The sequence below is a fragment of the Paenibacillus sp. FSL P4-0081 genome, from assembly GCF_000758565.1.
Classification (GTDB): domain Bacteria; phylum Bacillota; class Bacilli; order Paenibacillales; family Paenibacillaceae; genus Paenibacillus_AQ; species Paenibacillus_AQ phytohabitans.
Genome location: NZ_CP009280.1, coordinates 2,493,954 through 2,511,539, shown reverse-complemented (window position 1 = coordinate 2,511,539; position 17,586 = coordinate 2,493,954). Strand labels below are relative to the sequence as shown.

Annotated in this window: 16 protein-coding genes and 1 pseudogene; 3 read left to right on the top strand and 14 right to left on the bottom strand. The window is 51.2% G+C overall.

Translation table 11 applies throughout. The features are described 5' to 3' along the window. The first annotated feature begins 161 nt into the window (after window positions 1-161). Window positions 162-374 (top strand): hypothetical protein, encoded by a 213-nt coding sequence (locus P40081_RS10555; RefSeq protein ID WP_042135313.1) that lies wholly within the window; start codon window positions 162-164, stop codon window positions 372-374. Window positions 375-452: 78 nt separating this feature from the next. Here the strand turns inward: P40081_RS10555 and P40081_RS10550 are convergent, their stop codons facing one another. The 12 genes and pseudogenes from P40081_RS10550 to P40081_RS10495 all read right to left on the bottom strand — a co-directional run bounded on the left by P40081_RS10550 (window position 453) and on the right by P40081_RS10495 (window position 12,053). After that, window positions 453-1,271, bottom strand: coding sequence for a serine/threonine protein kinase (locus P40081_RS10550; protein ID WP_042135311.1), 819 nt, complete (start codon window positions 1,269-1,271; stop codon window positions 453-455). Window positions 1,272-1,648: 377 nt separating this feature from the next. After that, entirely contained in the window at window positions 1,649-2,218 is a 570-nt protein-coding gene (locus tag P40081_RS10545; protein WP_039306375.1) for a manganese catalase family protein, read from the bottom strand. Window positions 2,219-2,265: 47 nt separating this feature from the next. Then, complete coding sequence (locus tag P40081_RS10540; protein WP_042135308.1) at window positions 2,266-2,532, bottom strand: spore coat protein CotJB; 267 nt, start codon at window positions 2,530-2,532, stop codon at window positions 2,266-2,268. Between the two features lie 3 nt (window positions 2,533-2,535). Continuing rightward, window positions 2,536-2,751: a spore coat associated protein CotJA gene (locus tag P40081_RS10535; protein ID WP_042135306.1), complete on the bottom strand. Its 216-nt coding sequence runs from the start codon at window positions 2,749-2,751 to the stop codon at window positions 2,536-2,538. A gap of 392 nt (window positions 2,752-3,143) precedes the next feature. Beyond that, window positions 3,144-4,562 carry a hypothetical protein gene (locus P40081_RS10530; protein WP_042135304.1) on the bottom strand — a complete coding sequence of 473 codons (1,419 nt, stop codon included), beginning with the start codon at window positions 4,560-4,562 and terminating at the stop codon, window positions 3,144-3,146. A gap of 99 nt (window positions 4,563-4,661) precedes the next feature. Next, complete coding sequence (locus P40081_RS10525) at window positions 4,662-4,946, bottom strand: ArsR/SmtB family transcription factor (protein WP_042135303.1); 285 nt, start codon at window positions 4,944-4,946, stop codon at window positions 4,662-4,664. 451 nt (window positions 4,947-5,397) lie between these two features. Next, window positions 5,398-5,658: pseudogene (locus P40081_RS10520) on the bottom strand (DUF1989 domain-containing protein); the annotation flags it as partial. 69 nt (window positions 5,659-5,727) lie between these two features. Next, window positions 5,728-7,086 carry a hemolysin family protein gene (locus tag P40081_RS10515; RefSeq protein WP_042135299.1) on the bottom strand — a complete coding sequence of 453 codons (1,359 nt, stop codon included), beginning with the start codon at window positions 7,084-7,086 and terminating at the stop codon, window positions 5,728-5,730. Window positions 7,087-7,104: 18 nt separating this feature from the next. Then, a complete protein-coding gene (gene yfkAB, locus P40081_RS10510) occupies window positions 7,105-8,247 on the bottom strand; it encodes a radical SAM/CxCxxxxC motif protein YfkAB (protein WP_042135297.1) in 1,143 nt (380 codons plus the stop codon). A gap of 209 nt (window positions 8,248-8,456) precedes the next feature. Next, complete coding sequence (locus P40081_RS10505) at window positions 8,457-9,560, bottom strand: HD-GYP domain-containing protein (RefSeq protein WP_042135295.1); 1,104 nt, start codon at window positions 9,558-9,560, stop codon at window positions 8,457-8,459. Window positions 9,561-9,711: 151 nt separating this feature from the next. Continuing rightward, complete coding sequence (locus tag P40081_RS10500; RefSeq protein WP_042135294.1) at window positions 9,712-10,539, bottom strand: undecaprenyl-diphosphate phosphatase; 828 nt, start codon at window positions 10,537-10,539, stop codon at window positions 9,712-9,714. 74 nt (window positions 10,540-10,613) lie between these two features. Then, window positions 10,614-12,053 (bottom strand): bifunctional metallophosphatase/5'-nucleotidase, encoded by a 1,440-nt coding sequence (locus P40081_RS10495; RefSeq protein ID WP_042135292.1) that lies wholly within the window; start codon window positions 12,051-12,053, stop codon window positions 10,614-10,616. Between the two features lie 152 nt (window positions 12,054-12,205). Here P40081_RS10495 and P40081_RS10490 point away from each other — a divergent pair, with 152 nt between their 5' ends. Together P40081_RS10490 and P40081_RS10485 are read left to right on the top strand one after the other, a co-directional pair. Beyond that, on the top strand, window positions 12,206-12,931 hold the full coding sequence (locus P40081_RS10490; protein ID WP_042135290.1) for a molybdenum cofactor biosynthesis protein: 726 nt from the start codon (window positions 12,206-12,208) through the stop codon (window positions 12,929-12,931). A gap of 66 nt (window positions 12,932-12,997) precedes the next feature. Further along, a complete protein-coding gene (locus P40081_RS10485; protein WP_042135288.1) occupies window positions 12,998-14,038 on the top strand; it encodes an HD-GYP domain-containing protein in 1,041 nt (346 codons plus the stop codon). Between the two features lie 83 nt (window positions 14,039-14,121). On the opposite strand, the gene P40081_RS10480 is transcribed toward P40081_RS10485, so the two are convergent. Both P40081_RS10480 and P40081_RS10475 read right to left on the bottom strand, forming a co-directional pair. After that, window positions 14,122-15,579, bottom strand: a complete 1,458-nt coding sequence (locus P40081_RS10480) for a glycoside hydrolase family 1 protein (RefSeq protein ID WP_039300205.1) — start codon at window positions 15,577-15,579, stop codon at window positions 14,122-14,124. 51 nt (window positions 15,580-15,630) lie between these two features. Further along, window positions 15,631-17,493: a beta-glucoside-specific PTS transporter subunit IIABC gene (locus P40081_RS10475; RefSeq protein WP_042135287.1), complete on the bottom strand. Its 1,863-nt coding sequence runs from the start codon at window positions 17,491-17,493 to the stop codon at window positions 15,631-15,633. Window positions 17,494-17,586 lie beyond the last annotated feature (93 nt).

Below are 17,586 nucleotides of genomic sequence, written 5' to 3'. Positions count from 1 at the left end.
TAATCATCGCGCTCATTACGCTTGGTATACAAACAACCCCGCCGCAAATGGACGGGGTTTATTTTTATTGAAACCTGCCGGGTACGGAGGCCGTAGTTAAGGGTAACTAACGATTAAAGCCGCACTGCAATGGCTACTACAACCTAAGAGGAGGAAACAAGATGTTTAAGAAAATTCTTGGTAAAGTCCTGCACTCCGTAGAGCAGTCCAAACATGGCGGTCACCGCAGGCATTCGAGCAGTCATAAAGGGAGGCCAATCTCCAGAAGGCATTCAAGCAGCAGCCACGGATACAAACAGCATTCCTCATCAGACGCCCGCCGCGGAGGAACCGGACATAAATACTATAAGAACCGTTACGGCAGTTCAAGCTGATGTCAGCTTGATTACTTCCTACACATTCATAAGGCGCCTCCCAGCATTTGGCTGAGGGCGCCTTTTTTTGAACATATATCAACGCAGCAGACTCTTATACAATTCTTCAGCCTCACGAATAAACACAGCCGTGTCCGTATAGGCCTCCTGCTCTCCAAGCAGACGGGACAGCATCTGCAGCATTCCCGGCGACAGCTCCAGCTCTTCCCGCCAGCTCCGCTCCGCCCCTCCCCGTACTGGCTTATAACCGGAATACAGCATGAACAGCATCAGTTGTCCTACATCGTACAAATCCGAGGTGATCTCTGGTGGCCTATGTTCCGGCAGCCCTTTCTCCCTCGGCTTCAGCCGCCCAGGCACGGTATCCGCCTCTCCAATCTTTGCTGCCAATCCGAAATCAATTAAGTACAGGTCTTCATTCTGGAGAATCACATTGGGAATCCGCAGATCCAGGTGAACGTATCCGCGCGAATGGACATGGGCAACCCGCTCCATCAGCTTCAGTGTCGTGGCCAGACATTCCCGCTCACCGTAGACGATCTGCTCATCAAAGATCAGATCCTCCAGCGTCTTCCCCGCAATATAATCGGTAACCAGCCAATTCGAGCCTTTATATTCAAAATAATCACGGCAACCCGGAATGTTAGGATGCTCCATTACCCGTAAAATAGCACTCTCCCTGGCAAGCAGCGCCCGCCCAACCGCCATCTTGCTGGGCCTGGACTGTTTGAGTGCCAGAGGCGTCCCGTCTTCAGGACTCCGGGTAAGGTACGTCAGCCCGTAGCTGCCTTCTCCCAGCAAAGCCTCTATTGTATAATGCCCGCCAATCACAGCCCCTTCCGGGAAGGGATAATCCCGCCAGGCCCGGATGAATCCGCGCCACCGTTCAAATGCCATAACCGTTATGCTCCCCTTCCGCTTCCTACGACAAATAGAGTATCAGTAGCAGTATTATCTCACAGATGACCGTTGCTGGCACCGGAGGCACGGCAGGTCAGCATAAAGGCAGGGAATTAGCTACAGAAAAAAGAGGCTATCCAACCAGCCATTTCATGGCTTTTGGAACAGCCCCTTAGTTATGTATCAACAATGTTGTACGTTTTGCAGCTTTAGATCAAGAATAACCGGCTGTTCGCGAGGATTCCTGTATGAACTACAACAATTATCACGGGCAAGCCGCTTAGACAAGCAGAAATCCTGCCTTTTGTACAACAATTTCCGGTTAGGCTCGAATTCATGAGCGAAATGTTGTATTTTGGGCAGGATTAAGCTCCTCAGAACACCTTCTTCTTATCCCGTTCCTCAATCAGAATCTGCACAGATTCCTTAAATCTTAGCGCATGCACGATTTCCCGCTCCCGCAGGAACTTGAGACTGTCCTGCAGATCCACATCATCCGTCATGTCGATCAGCCACTGGTATGTAGCTCTGGCCTTTTCTTCGGCGGCAATGTCCTCGTAGAGGTCAGCCAGCGGATCACCTTTGGCCTGGATATACGCAGCTGTCCAGGGGACCCCTGCTGAATTCTGGTAGAACAGCGCGTGGTCACGCTGTGCATAGTTCGGGCCAAGCCCGGCAGCTTCGAGTTCACTGATCGATGCATCTTTTGTCAATTTATATATCATTGTAGCAATCATTTCCAGGTGTGCAAATTCCTCGGTCGAAATATCGGTCAATACACCGATAACCTTATCCGGTATTGCATAGCGCTGATTCATGTAACGTAGGGCCGCCGCCAGTTCCCCGTCCGCACCGCCGTATTGCTCCATCAGGTAACGCGCCATCCGCACATCGCATTTGCCTACACGCACCGGGTATTGTAGCTTCTTCTCGTAGATCCACATTCGTGTGCTTCCCCCTCCTCAGACTTTTATGTTCTCCGTCCTACGGTTCAGACTTGCCACGGCCAAGGGCTCTGGCTCCATTCCCATGGACACTTGGAGTAGGCGCGCCCGAAATTCTGCAGGGGTCCGTAAAGCTCCTGAAACTGGTTCGCCAGCTTGGTGCGTTCGAAGGTCAACTGATTGAACTGCTCTATGGCCTTCAGATCCTCCGGGTGGGTGTCCAGGTACAGGTTCAGCTCAACAAGTGCGAAATCGAGCACCTGCAGTTGTTCCAGCATTTCATAATAACGGGGTTCGCAAGGATTAGCTTCCATCGCCTACTTCCCTCCTTTGGACTTGGACTCATACGGGCTGAACAGCGCGGGCCACAGCGTTCCGTACTTCAGCGCTTCCGGCAGGGAGAACTGCGGCAGATTCGGGGGCTGAAAATTAATGAATTGGTTCGGCGGTACTACATACGTCTTGAACGGCACCGGCGGACAAGGATCAAACGGTCCCCTGTACGGCGTCCATACACGCTCCTGGGAGTTCAATGATCATTCCTCCTTATAGATTAATGGTATACCTTTATTATTCCAGCTCTCACCTTCCTAACTAATTTATGACGGCTCCAGAGAGGAATAGAACCCCTTCGCAAAAAAGGGAACATAAAGCAGCCCTGAATGGCTTCTTTATGTTCCCGTTAAAATATAGCCGCTATATTGACGATTCTCTCGCGCTTATCTTTATTTTCCTCTTTTCCTCTGCGTCTGTTTTAGTCATGGACAGAGCTTGGTAATAGAATACGGATAATTCGTAGTTAGGTGAATCCCTCAACTCAAAGCCCCGTCTGACGGCATAACAAAATTGTCTTGTTCATTTTCGATAAATCTGACCTTACGCTTTCTGCAGCCGCCGACAAGAACTTTTCACTGTCCAGAATTTCCTAAAAGACAAAAAATTTAGGTCCAAATCCTTTTCCCGCACTTTGGGCAGACCGGAGCCCGTGATCGGAAAGGCTGTCTAACACAACAACATTCTCTGGGTATATTTTCCCGAGCAAGGCCCACAGCACAAGCGGATTTCCTCCGGCGGAGATCACATGGATGCCTTCCTTATCCGTGACCAGCCCCGGCAAGCCGAGAATATCTGCTGGACGGTGTCCGGTAATATCCGCATATTCTGCGGGGCTTGCTGGCAGCCCGGGTTCAACCTGACCGTTCGGCCGGTACATAAAGCGATGCCCTCTGAAGATTTGACCCAGGTCCACCCGATAGGTAACCCCATCCAGCTCCAAATCATAGTTAAGGAGTACACGATCTTGAACCGTAACCGGGACGATACGTGCTTCGGTAACATGCTGCAATTGCTGTGGATCAGGCTGAGCCAGATTCCATGCTTCCCCCGCAAGGACCTGGCTTCGCGGTGCCGCAAAATACTCCTCTTCCCCGTAGCGGAAAGCAACAGGCACAGCTGCACCTGCAGCATCCGCCAAAACCGTCCATACGGGATACCACTGAAGAAGATAGCCCGGGGCAGTTCCCGGATGTCCGTTCAGACTCGCCGGAAGAATCGTCCCCAGCCGGTATTGGAACCCGTATCCCACAGCGGATAATTCAGGACTTAACCAGCCTTGTGCGTATTCAACCAACGCTTTGTGCGTGATTTTCTTGCTCATAATTGCCGTGAGGAACTTGGCACGCGGTTGTTCAATAAATCTTACTCCTCTGTCGCTGCCTGCCCCCTGCCTGATCTCAATCGGAACCTCTTCCCAATTCTCGAAAGGAAGCAGCGCATCTCTTAGGAGAATGAACTGGTGCAAATATTCATTGAACATCTGCATAACAACAGGTCCTCCAGCCGGACCCATCAATAAATCCGCTACTCTGTGCGTCCAAAGATGGTTCTCGCAATGGCTTCGGAAATACACATTTCCCAGCGTTTGAGGGTCATGCTGTCTGGCAGCTGACTTCTCCACATTATATTCGCGGGCCCAAAGGGACAGCTTTTCCCCAATCTGTCTGGCTTGGCGGGTCACTTCAACTCCGGCTTTTCCTGTAAGTTCCAGCTGACCCAGCGGCAAATCCGCTTCTCTGCCCTCAATCGCCAGATTAGCCTGCAGATTATCCAGCAGCAGCCTGTGATCCGCCGCTTCACCAAGTCTAAGCAGCACAGCTTCCAATAAAATATCCAGTTCTCTTACAATATCCTTGGCTACATATACTCCCTCGGCAAGACGCCAATCTACGCTCCCATCCTCCTGCACTGTAAGAATAGAAGGCTTGGCACGGAGTAACGGAGCAATCTCAACAGAAGTTCCCCACGTAATTTTCTTATTGTCTGCTGTTAAGGTATAGCTTGACATATTTGAACACCTCCAAAGTGATATAAGATGAAGCGGACGGTTACTCGGATATCCCTCCTTTAATACATTTAAATATATCGATCTATTGAGCAAAAAAAATTACATTTCAAACTCTGCTGAAATATAATTTTTAAGTGTTGCTTGGTTTAGCTTATAGATATGATAGGTTCCTTCTTTTCTTACCAGTTCAAGCAGGCCGCACTCCTGCAGTTGCTTCAAATGATGGGAAAGAGTTGAACCCGGAAAGTTCAAATGCTCCCCGATCCCGGAACAGCTGAGTTCCTCATGCTTGCTGAGCAGAGCAACTATTTTCAATCGCGTAGGCTCCCCGAGGGCTTTATATATTTTTACCGCATTTTTTAGCGTGTTGTCGTCAAGCTTCATAGCAGGCCCCCCTTTCCATATATTAATACATTTATATATATCGATATATTAACGATGCATGTAACAAATGTCAAGGTCTCTATATTTATCCCCTTCCAGAAACGCCTATAAAATCAATCATTCTGCTGATGGTCCTGTTAATTACATAAGTTACTTATGCGGGATCGATCGAAGGGATTGTCCGCTGCAGCGAATTCCTAGGACCGATTATTATGATCATGGTCCTGCTTGTCCTGCTCGCCAACGCTAACATTATTCACTTGAAACAGATCCTTCCTGTCTATGTGGATAGCGGTGCGAAAGGTGAAGGGCACTCTCTAGAAAATGTAGACAGCCCTGATGTAATAATTTTTTGAAATTGAAGTTCTTTACCGGTCACGCCAAAAAGCAGCCCGTCCTTAGACTGGCTGCCAAATGTATTCGTTAACTTATGCAATATAATCCAGCTGCTCTATTCGTTCCAAATAAGCACTTGGACCGGCGTAGGATTATAGGCGTTGCATGGATTGTTCAATTGAGGGCAATTGCTGATCAGCACCATGGAATGGCAGCTGGATTGGAGCTCCACATAACATCCTGGTCCGGATACGCCATCCTCAAACGTTAACCCGCCCTCAGGCGTTACAGGTACATTCATGAAAAAGTTAATGTTCGGAGACAGGTCTCTTTTTGCATAACGGTGGCCTTCCGGATGTTTGGCAAGCTCCAGCATTTCGTAATAGCGGGGTTCGCAAGTGTACCCTGTTACATTTTAACTGCTTCATTTCAGCAATTGCCCTGCTTACTCTTTATCTTCTTCCGTATCTTCTGCATCCTCTGCGGACTCCGGCGGATTCGCCCGGTGAATATTAATCCGGGTAATCCGCAGCCGGGTGGACTCCTCTACCTCAAAGGTGACGTCGCCGACCACCACCTGTTTGCCTTTGGACGGATTCCCCTCCAGCTCCTTGAACAGCCAGCCGCCAATCGAATCCACTTCTTCATCCTCGATGATGACGCCAGTAAGATCATTCACGTCTTCAATCAGCATGCGGCCTTCAACGGAAATATATTCTCCACTATACTCCACACTCGGGCGTTCATCCTCGAATTCGTCATGCAGATCGCCGACGATCTCTTCCAGAATCTCTTCGGCGGTCAGCAGCCCCGCCGTCCCACCATATTCGTCTACGACCAGGGTCAGCTGGGCTTTGTTCTTCTGCATCAGACGGAGCGCATGGCTGATCTCCATCGATTCCGGCACATTCAGAATCGGCCGGACCAGTGAAGCCAGGTCATTCTGCTGCTCCAGCGGTGCGAAGAGAAGATCTGTAATATGGATGAAGCCGATAATCCGGTCCTTATCCTCGAAGGCTACCGGATACCGGGAATGCTTCGTTTCCGTAATGATCCGCATATTCTCCTCCAGCGGGAGATTGCTGTACAGTACATCCATATCCGTACGCGGGAGCATCACTTCACGGGCCAGCAGATCGGAGAATTCGAAGATGTTGTCCATCAGCTTCATCTCATCCTTGTCGATAACCCCGCTTTTCGCACTCTGATTCATCAGGATACGGATCTCCTCTTCAGAGTGGGCAGCTTCGGCTTCACTGGCCGGTTCAACACCAACCAGCCTCAGCAGCGCATTAGCTGACGCATTCAGCACCCAGATGAAGGGCAGGAACACATTATAGAAGAACATCAGCGGAGCGGACAGCAGCAGCGCTGAGCCTTCAGTTTTTTGAATCGCCAGGGACTTCGGTGCAAGCTCACCCAGCACAATATGTAAGAAGGTAATAATCGAGAACCCGATAATCACAGATACCGTAGAGATCAGGGTCTGATCCGATACGCCAAGCTGATACATCAGCGGTTCCACCAGCAGCTCAGAGATCGCCGGTTCTCCGACCCAGCCGAGTCCCAGCGAGGCGAGCGTAATCCCGAACTGGGTGGCAGACAGATACGAATCCAGTCTTTTATTGACCTTCAGCGCATACCCGGCCATTTTGTTGCCTTCGCTGACCAGCTGGGTCAGACGTGACTGTCTGACCTTTACCAGCGAGAACTCCGCCGCAACGAAGATCCCATTCAATAATACGAGCACCAGAACGAGCAAAAGATTAAGCACTAAGCTTCCTATGTCGAATTCCGTATGCACTATAATAACGCCCCATTTCTACAGAGTGATCGCTTTTCTTGTCTTGAAATCAACCTCAGGATAATACATATCGGCTACCAGAAGGTTGGGCCCGCAGCAGCCGGCGGCATCGCAGTAGCAATTCACTTTCTGATTCAGCGGATGCTTAGTCTGCCACTCGGTGAAAATGTCATCCAGCCTGGTGCTGCTGATATTGCCAAATGCGGAAATATCGGCGAAATCTGTTACGAATACATCGCCCGTAAATAAATTTACGTTCACCCGGTTTCTTCCGTCCGGGTCATTGCGCAGAGTAACATTCTTCTCACTGCGCAGTCTGCGCAGCAGCTGCTGGTCTTCCTCGAGGAAGCTGCAGGCGAAGAACGGCAGCGTGCCGAACAGCATCCACATCTCAGGGTCCCGGGCATCCAGCAGGGAATGAATGGCTGCATTCATCTCTTGGAGTGACAATACGGGCAGCTTCGAAGCGAAGCTGGAGGCATACATCGGATGCACCTCATGGCGTCTTGCCCCCATCTCCCCGATCAGCTTGTGGATCTGCGGGAGCTTGGTATGCGTACGGTAATTAATCATCGACTCCGCCGAGATAAGCATACCGTCATTGCTAAGCCGGCGGGAATTCTCCAGCATGGTGTCATACAGACGGTAGGCGGCATCCTTCGAGACCGGATGCCCGCTGTTCGCGAAGCCCACCTCATGGAAGTCATCCCCGTTAACATAGTTGAAAGAGATATGCATGACATCCAGGTATGGAAGCAGCTGCTCATAACGGGAATACGGCATGGTAAGATTCGAGTTGATCTGAGAACGGATCCCCCGCTCACGTGCATATTTCAGCAGCGGCACGATGGTATTCTCCACCGTTCCGGCACGGAACATCGGCTCCCCGCCGGTGATGCTGATGGTCTGCAGATGCTCTACCTCTTCCAGACGGCGCAGCATATTGGTGAGTGGCAGCAGCTCCCCTTCTTTCATAGTCAGGCTGTCTCCAACTGCGCAGTGCTCACAGCGCATGTTGCACAGATTGGTCACCGTCATCTCTACGCTGGTCAGCACATGCCGCCCGTGCTGGCGAAGAGAGGTAATCGGATCCCAGGGATCGTACTCCGGCGACAGCTCTTGTACAGGTATTGATGATGATGATGGCTCTAATATACTCATTTCTTAATGCTCCTTTAATGCTTATTCCTTATTATTAACCCAAAACAATTGAAAAAGAACGATAACTTACGCTATATCATACCACGACAAGCGAAAAACTGCGCATCTGCCGCTTATTTGCTTTAATTTCAAAAAAACAGCAAGGCTGAGAATACAGCTCCGCAGCCAAGCGGACACCTGTATTCTTTCCTCGCTGCTAACAACGCTAATCAAGTGCTCTTCACTATAAGCTCTCCCCCGTCAGTCACATCAACAATGACCACAGAGAGGGCTTTGCCAAGATCATGCTCATAAGGGGTGACCGGTTCCCCTTCCGGGCCGTTAAGCACACGTACAACGGGTCTGTGCGGTATGCTGGGATCAATCTTGACCACAACACCGCTCTCGCCGGTGCTAAGCTTGACGGTAAGCCCCAGAGGATAGATCGCCACACGGTCTCTGAAAATCTCCAGCTGCTTCTGCTCATACAGCGTGCCGGAGCCGACGTACAGCGCCTCGACCGCCTGATGCGGCAGCATGGCTTTTTTGTATATCCGGTTGGAGGTCATCGCATCATAGGAATCCGCCACACCCAGCCACTTCGCATATTCATGAATCTGCGGACCAGTCAGACCGCGCGGATAGCCGGAACCGTCGATCCGCTCATGATGCTGCAGTGCACAATGGGCCGCGAGCAGCGGGATATTCGGCTCTTCCTTAAGAATCCGGTAACCGATCTCGGTATGCGCCTGCATATGCTTGAATTCATCTTCACTAAGCATCCCGGGCTTCTGAACAATTTTGACCGGAATCTGTGTCTTGCCGATGTCATGCAGCAGCGAACCGAGTCCGATGACCCGCAGTTCTTCCTTGCTGTAGCCATGGGCAATGCCAAGCACCAGTGTGTAGAGGCATACGTTCAGGGAATGCACATACAGATAGTTGTCTGCGGTGTGCATATCCAGCAGCATAATCATCGGATCTTCCTGAGCCGACATATCGTCCAGTATGGAATCCATCACTTTGGAGAATTTCTTATCCAGGTGGTAGAAGCCCTTGGTAATTCCCGAAGCGCCGGACATTTGCTGAAATTGATTTCTGATTACCTTGAGCGCCTGATTTCGCGTCTCATCCTGCAGCATTCCGGGAATCACGACATCTTCCGTGACGGAATCCTCTATATAGATATAGCCGATATCGATCCTAGCGAGCCGCTTGATCAGGGCATCAGTAAGCTCTACTCCATCAGCGAGCAGAACCAGTCCTTCATCATTATAAATTTTTTTACCCAGCTTCATTCCCGCCTGAAGCCGATTCACGGATACTAAACGCACCTTGGCTCACTCCTGCCTTTAACGGTAAATTGCTATTCTGTTTCGGAATCCTTGGGTCAAACGCTGTGCCTATACCGTTACCTTGAGCGACCGGACAAGCGGATGTATGTAAGACTGCCTCTCTTGCCCGGTGATGCTAAGCCGGGTGAGCTTAACGCATAATGAACAGCCAGAAGACAGCCGCAAGTATGAACCGGTAAATCGCGAAATGGGTCGGTCTGATCTTCTGGATCATCCTCATGAACAGAACAACTACCACATAGGACACCACGAAAGAAATCACGAAGCCAATAGCGAAATACCAGATCGTATCATTCGTGAAATTGCGGTAGGAATCCAGCAGTTCATAGCCCGAGGCTGCACACATAATCGGAATCGCGATGAGGAAGGAGAAATCCGCCGAAGCCTTGTAGCTGACCCCGCTGAGCATCCCCCCGGAGATGGTCGAACCGGAACGGGAGAACCCTGGCCAGAGTACGGAAATGATCTGATAGAGCCCGATCGCCAGCGCCTGCCCGTAGGACAGATCATCCAGCTCATGCGCGGTCACGCGAATCTTGCGTTTGTTGACCCATTCCGCGATGATCATCAGAATCCCGCCGGCCACCAGTGCCCAGAGAACCGTAGATGCGCCGAACAGGCTTTTGATGAAATCACGGGCGAAAAAAGCTACGGCGAGCGCAGGCACTATACCCAGCAGCACATGAATCAGGTTCAGGCGTGATGCCGGCATGACTCCGCCTCTGCTTCTGCCGCTGCGGCCGATCCCCAGGAGATTCAGAATCCGCTGGCGGTAGACAATGGCAATGGCCAGAATGGCCCCAAGCTGAATGACAATCTCATACGTCTTCATAATGGAATCCTGCTCGTCAAACCCCAGCAGCTTCGTGGTAAGAATCATGTGTCCCGTTGATGATACCGGAATAAACTCGGTTATTCCTTCAACAATTGCCAGAATTATTGCTGTAATTGTATCCATATAATCCTCCTGATCTAGTCAATGAAACCTGGTGCAGCTATGACTTCTAATGTTTGAATGAATTGCGGGATGTATCAGGTGGCCAGGCTCACCCAGCGGGCAACTTCGCTCTCATCGAGGCTCCCCGGGCGCTGGAGCTCCATCCGCAGCAGATCGCGCAGAAAATGGGGCAGCAAATAGACAGGCTCCCGGCCATTCGCTATACTCTCATACCCTGTGCGGAATGTAAACATATCCAGCGTGCCGACGCTATACTCCCGTTCGTCTTCCAGCTTCTCTCCGCCGACAAAAATCGCAATACCGTTATCATACGGCATGACCCTTGGATCGTACAAGATTTTTAATCCGTCGACAGCCAGACTGCCCAGCATATTCCCCCGGAATCCGTAGCCGTAGATTACCTTGTTGCGGTATTCCTCCATTAGACTCTGTTCCAGCGCAGTGCGGATATCCTTGCCGGTGAGCTGTACAATGCACGGATTAATCGGGGAAGGGCATAGGGCATGCAGCATGCCTGCCGTAATATTGCCCTCCGGCAGGGAGCCGAGCAGCTGCCCGGAATTGACAAGCGAGAAGGAGCTGCCCGTGAAGCGGCGGACAGCCTGTGCCAGCAGGTTGCCAAACGGTGATTCGCCCTGCAGGTCGAGCGGCAGCCCGCGGTCGCTGATGGCAACGGTCTCCAGCAGCACCTCACGGCCGCGCTGCAGGTGAATTGCTGCCGCCGGAGCGATGATCTCTTCAGTCAGCGCGCCATTGACTGCGGTACATTCCCCTTCAGCCAGCCGGAAGGCTCCGTCAGGCTGATCCCGCTTAAATACCAGCCGTCCGAGGTACCGGCCGAATTTGCCGGCGCCGCATACAGCCGTGCCGCCTATCATCTGCGGCTTCTCAAGCATGTGGTGGGTATGTCCGCCCAGAATGGCATGTACACCTTCCAGATTCTCTGCCAGCTTCTGGTCTGCGGGCAGCCCCAGATGAGACAGAATAATTAGGATATCCACTTGCGGTGCCAGCAGTTCACACTGCTCACGCAGCGCTTCTTCAGGGTCCAGCACATCCCAGCCCAGCAGGGAGTAGAAAGAAGTGAACGCTGCCGTGGCACCGGTCAGCCCGATCTTGATCCCGTCCTTCTCCAGGATGGCATGGCGCTGCATCCAATGCGGAGGCTCTCCGGTTGCAGACTCCAGGAAGTTGCAGCACACCACAGGACACTGGATGCCGGTAAATATAGCCGAGAGCATCTCCTGTGAGAAGGTAAGGCCTTCGTTGTTGCCGATAGTTACGGCATCATATCCGGTCAGATTCATAATATCGATGTTAGCCTGCCCCATCGTGCCTTCCGTCTCTACGGCAGCCCTGTCCATATGGTCCCCGATATCCAGCAGCAGCACCGGACCTTCGCCTGCAGCAGCCTTCATTGCAGAAATCTCTGCCGCGACAGGACTCATCATTTCAAAATGGCTATGTATGTCATTGGTATGAAGAATGGTTAATCTTTGCGGCTCAGGCTTCATAAGCTTGCTTCCCTCCCACTTGTACAGCCGTTTATAGTGTAAGCGGCAGGCTTGTGCTCTTCTAGAGTTAGCATAACATTTTCAGGCTCATTATGGTATATTGTAATCATTATAAGCTGTCCTAACTTATGTAATTACGAGGTGATTTAATCATGCATGTGTCCATTCGACTGTTTGCGGGTCTGGCCGAAGTCATCGGCTCCTCTACTCTGACATTTCATGCCCATGAGTCGCCTTTGACAGCCGGCAAACTGAAAGAACTGCTCTCCGCTTCGTATCCCGATGCTGCTCCGCAGATCAATGTATCCCTGGTTGCCGTTGACCGGGAATATGCCCCAGATGATACAGAAATTTCCGAAAGCTCCGAGGTGGCATTGATCCCGCCCGTGTCCGGCGGAGAACCTGAGGCTGCCGCTGACGAGACAGCAGACGGCCTTTACAGCATTACGGATCAGCCCTTGAAGGCTGAGCTGCTCCTGGAGAAGGTACAGGATGTTAACCACGGAGCCTCACTCCTCTTTGTCGGCACGACCAGGGAGATGACTGGAGATCAGCAGACAAACGCCCTTCATTATGAAGCTTACGTGCCGATGGCACTGAAGAAGCTGCAGGAGATAGGCCTCGAGATTCAAGAACGCTGGCAGGCTCACTGCGCAATTGCACACCGGATCGGGCTAGTAGGGATCAAAGAAGCCAGTGTTGTCATTGCCGTGTCCGCACCGCATCGCGATACCTGTTATGAGGCCAGCCGTTACGCCATTGAGGCGCTTAAAGCCTCAGTCCCCGTATGGAAAAAGGATATCCGGGATTCAGGCTCACAGTGGCTCGGGAAAGATCCCCAGGCTGAAGAATCCTCCAGCTATAAACAGTACTCCTAAACCATTGAATATTCCCGGCTTTGTTGCTATGCTGGAAAAAATCGCTATAGTAAGGTGGCATATTCATTGAGAGTACACGTCATGGATCTAAAACCGGGTGATCATCTGCGGATGGATACCTTCAGCTCACGCGGGCTGCATGTACTCCCCAAAGGATCACGGCTCCAGTTGGAGGAGATCGCCAAGCTGATACAGCATGGCGTAGATTATGTAGATATTGAAACGGTGCAGGAAGAACCCGCACCCTCAAGCAGATCCTCAATCATCCAGGCTGCTTCCGGCAGCTTCGACATCATGATCGATGGTTTTGAATCTCTATATATGGAAGCACTCACTAAGGGAAGCTTCAATCAGTCCGTTGTAGACGATATTCTCCAGCCGACGTTATCCACGCTCGACAAACACAAAGATGTCGTCTCACTCCTTCTGCTGCTTGACCGGGAAGACAATTATACCTACAACCATTCCCTGCAGGTAGGGATGCTATCTTATTATATTGCCTCCTGGCTGGGATATTCCAAGGCGGAGTGTTATGAGATCGGCCGTGCAGGATACCTGATCGATATCGGCAAATGCCGGATCTCCCCTGATATTCTGAACAAACCCGGCAAGCTGACCGCTGCCGAATTCGACGAAATCAAACTACATACGGTTTACGGGCACGAAATCATTCAGAATTCCATGAATGATCCTTTCACAGCTTTAGTCGCCTTGCAGCATCATGAACGTGAAGACGGCTCCGGGTATCCGCACCAGCTTACCAAGAACGATATTCATCCTTATGCCCAGATTGCAGCGGTCGCCGATATATACAGCGCCATGACCTCCCACCGGGTCTACCAGTCCAAGCAGGAGCTGATTTCCGTACTGCGCGAGATCAACTCGCTCAGCTTCGGCAAGCTGAACGGCAAACCGGTACAAGCCTTCATTCAGCATCTAATGCCTAATTTTATCGGCAAACGCGTATTGCTCAGCACCGGAGATATGGGGGTAATTATTATGAACAACCCGCTGGATGTCTTCCGGCCGCTCGTGCAGAGCGAAGGCAAATTCCTTGATCTGTCGCGCGAACGCAAAATTGCGGTCATAGAGATCTATATGGAATAGGCCGGCTACATATACATTCATGCAAAAAGGAGATTCCTGAACCCGGATACGGGTCAGCGAATCTCCTTTTCTTTTAACGCAGGCTATAGCTCTTCACCATTGCTGGCGATGACCTTTTTGTACCAATAGAAAGAGTCTTTCTTCGAACGGTCCAACGTCCCGTTACCGTCATCGTCCAGATCCACGTAGATGAAGCCGTAGCGCTTCGACATTTCCGAAGTAGACATACTCACCAGGTCAATCGGTCCCCAGCTTGTATAGCCGATCAGTTCCACACCGTCCATAATGGCTTCCTTCATCTGGGCAATATGCTGTCTTAGATAATCGATGCGGTAGCTGTCATGGATGGAGCCGTCCGGCTCAACCTTGTCATACGCCCCAAGCCCATTTTCAACGATAAACAGCGGTTTCTGGTAACGGTCATACATCGTGTTCAGCATAATCCGCAGCCCGGTCGGGTCGATCTGCCAGCCCCATTCCGAGGCTTTGAGATAAGGATTTCTTATCCCGCCGAACAGATTACCCTGCGCCCGCTCTCCTTCAGGACTAACTGACAGCGTGAGGGTCATATAGTAGCTGAATGCCACATAATCCACCGTGTACTGCTTCAGAAGCTCATCATCGCCCGGCTCTTTGTGAAGTTCAATATTGTGCTCTGCAAAATAACGGTCCATATATTTCGGATATTCGCCGCGTGCATGGACATCGGTAAAGTACAGGTTCAGCTGATTCTCATGCTGGTTCAGCCGCACATCCTCGGGATTACAGGTAGCCGCATAGCTCTCCATCCGCGCCAGCATACAGCCCATCCGGGAACCGGGGATAATCTCATGCACCAGCTTGGTAGCCAGCGAGCTCGCAATGAACTGGTGATGCAGGGCCTGGTATATCGTCTGCAGCTTATTCCCGGCACGGTCAATGACAACACCGCCGCCGGTGAACGGGCTAAGGGTCATCATGTTGATCTCATTGAAGGTGATCCAGTATTTCACTTTATCCTTATAACGCCGGAACACCGTTTCGGCATAGCGGGTGAAGCAGCCCACAAGTTCGCGGGAGGCCCAGCCGTTGTATTTCTGCGTCAGACCGAGCGGGGTTTCGTAATGCGCCAGGGTAACCAGCGGCTCTATCCCGTATTTATGCAGCTCATCGAATACATCGTCGTAGAATTTAAGACCGGCCTCATTCGGCTGGGCATCATCGCCATTCGGATAGATTCGGGCCCAGTTGATCGACAGACGGAACACCTTGAAGCCCATTTCCGCAAATAAAGCGATGTCCTCTTTGTAGCGGTGGTAGAAGTCGACCCCTTCTCGTTTCGGGAAACGTGCGTTGAATTCGCCGGACAGAATTTGCGCGATCCGCTCGGAGCTGATTTCGATGGCATGATCATTGCTGCGCTCCGCTTTGGGCACGTAGGCTACCATATCCGCACTGGACAGGCCTTTGCCGCCCTGATCAAAAGCGCCTTCCAGCTGGTTCGCGGCCGTAGCCCCGCCCCACAGGAAGTTATCCGGAAATTTCTGTTTGAAATTAGTCATGTGTATCTCCTTTTTATAAGTCGTAAGTACCTGCTCATTGAAGCACGGGCTCTAGTGTATTAGGGTTAGCAAAGCTTCGCCGTTTGTTACTTCGCTTCCGGTATTCTTCAGAATATCGAGGTATTCTGCCGAGTTGGTGACAATGACCGGGGTTGATGTTACAAAGCCTGCCGCACGGATAGCTTCCAGGTCAAATTCCAGTATGAGCTGACCCTGCACGACCTTATCTCCCTCTTGTACCTTTTTGTCAAAATGTTTCCCTTTCAGCTTCACCGTGTTGACTCCTACATGGATCAACAGCTCTGCGCCGCCATCCGAAGTAATGCCAATCGCATGCCCTGTCGGGAATACCGTGGTTACCGTTCCGTTCACCGGGGAAGTCAGCTTTCCGGAGGACGGCTCGATGACAATGCCTTTACCCATTGCGCCGGAAGCAAAAGCTTCATCGGGCAGACTTTCGAGCGGCTGCAGTGCTCCTGCCAGAGGACTTACCACCATTTCCTTGTCAATCATAGTTGGCGTAGTTGGGTTAACCGGTCCGCTTGAGTTAACAGAAGCTGCTGTATCGGCTGCCGGGTCATCAAACCCAAGCACAAATACCAGAATAGCAGCGAGTACGAAGGCTACAAGTATGCCGATGATTACCCAGATGAATCCGGTTCCGAAATAAGTCGGCAAGGCCAGCAGTCCCGGCAAGGAGAAGGACAGTGCTCTTGCGCCGCCTTGTGCAATAATCGCCCCGCCGATCGCACCGGAGATACAGGCATAGATGAACGGTTTCTTGAGCTTCAGGGTAACCCCGTAGATTGTCGGTTCAGTAATCCCGAAGATGGCTGCCAGTGTGGAAGAACCGGCCAGAGCTTTGAGCTGCGGGTTCCTGGATTTCAGGAATACGCCGAATACTGCACCGGCCTGAGACAGAACTGCTGCGCAGAGTATTGGCAGCATCGTATCATACCCCAGCGTAGCAATGTTGCTGAGCATGATCGGCACAAAGCCCCAATGCACGCCGAAGATCACGAATACCTGCCAGAATGCCCCGGCAATAGCTCCGGCAACCAAAGGACTAAGATTGTACAACCAGGTATAACCGGATGCCAAACCGTCACTGATCAGTGAGCCTACAGGTCCGAAGGCCAGGAACGTAAGCGGAATTACAATTAGGAGCGCGAACATGGGAACCAGAATATTTCGGACCGATTCATGAATGAACGAACGGAACCATTTCTCCACATAGGATTGTACCCATACCGCCAGAATGATCGGAATTACACTGGAGGAATAGTTAATCAGCACAATCTTGATCCCCAGGAAGTTCAGCGGGTCCGGCGAACCCACAGCAGCAATTACCGAAGGGTATATCAGCGCCCCGGCTACTGCTATGGAGACAAATTGATTGGCTTTGAATTTACGCGCCGCTGTAACTGCCAGGAACACAGGCAGGAAGTAGAACACGCTGTCCGACGCTGCATTGAGAATCAGATACGTACCGCTGGTACCGCTGATCCATTCCAGCGAGAGAATCAGAGCCAGCAGGCCCTTGAGAATCCCTGCGCCGGCGAGCGCCCCGAGAATCGGAGAGAAGATGCTTGAAATAATATCAACCGCTTTGCCGAGTACACTGGTACTTTCGGAGCTGTCGTCATTACCGCTTTTCTCTGCATCCTGTAAAGAGGTTTCCTTCATAATCTGTTCAAACACCTGGCTGACATTATTGCCGATGACGACCTGGAACTGGCCGCTGTTCTCCACCACGGTAATGACTCCCGGCGTTTTTTCAAGCGCTGCTTTATTGGCCTTGCTGTTATCCTTCAATTTGAATCTCAGGCGCGTTGCACAATGGAATACGGAATTCACATTACCTTCTCCGCCAACGAGTGTAATAATCTGTTTGGATAAGTCTTTATTGCTCACTTGGGTATGCTCCTTTATATTTCTCGATTGATTAAACATCGCTGCAGAGGCGGGTTGTGCCAGCAAGTTCTAATATCCCCCCCTGCAAACAAG

Bases quoted from the DNA above. Each gene is read 5' to 3' on its own strand.
- P40081_RS10555 (WP_042135313.1), top strand. From the start codon at position 162: ATGTTTAAGAAAATTCTTGGTAAAGTCCTGCACTCCGTAGAGCAGTCC.
- P40081_RS10550 (WP_042135311.1), bottom strand. From the start codon at position 1,271: ATGGCATTTGAACGGTGGCGCGGATTCATCCGGGCCTGGCGGGATTAT.
- P40081_RS10545 (WP_039306375.1), bottom strand. From the start codon at position 2,218: ATGTGGATCTACGAGAAGAAGCTACAATACCCGGTGCGTGTAGGCAAA.
- P40081_RS10540 (WP_042135308.1), bottom strand. From the start codon at position 2,532: ATGGAAGCTAATCCTTGCGAACCCCGTTATTATGAAATGCTGGAACAA.
- P40081_RS10530 (WP_042135304.1), bottom strand. From the start codon at position 4,562: ATGTCAAGCTATACCTTAACAGCAGACAATAAGAAAATTACGTGGGGA.
- P40081_RS10525 (WP_042135303.1), bottom strand. From the start codon at position 4,946: ATGAAGCTTGACGACAACACGCTAAAAAATGCGGTAAAAATATATAAA.
- yfkAB (WP_042135297.1), bottom strand. From the start codon at position 8,247: ATGAGTATATTAGAGCCATCATCATCATCAATACCTGTACAAGAGCTG.
- P40081_RS10500 (WP_042135294.1), bottom strand. From the start codon at position 10,539: ATGGATACAATTACAGCAATAATTCTGGCAATTGTTGAAGGAATAACC.
- P40081_RS10495 (WP_042135292.1), bottom strand. From the start codon at position 12,053: ATGAAGCCTGAGCCGCAAAGATTAACCATTCTTCATACCAATGACATA.
- P40081_RS10490 (WP_042135290.1), top strand. From the start codon at position 12,206: ATGCATGTGTCCATTCGACTGTTTGCGGGTCTGGCCGAAGTCATCGGC.
- P40081_RS10480 (WP_039300205.1), bottom strand. From the start codon at position 15,579: ATGACTAATTTCAAACAGAAATTTCCGGATAACTTCCTGTGGGGCGGG.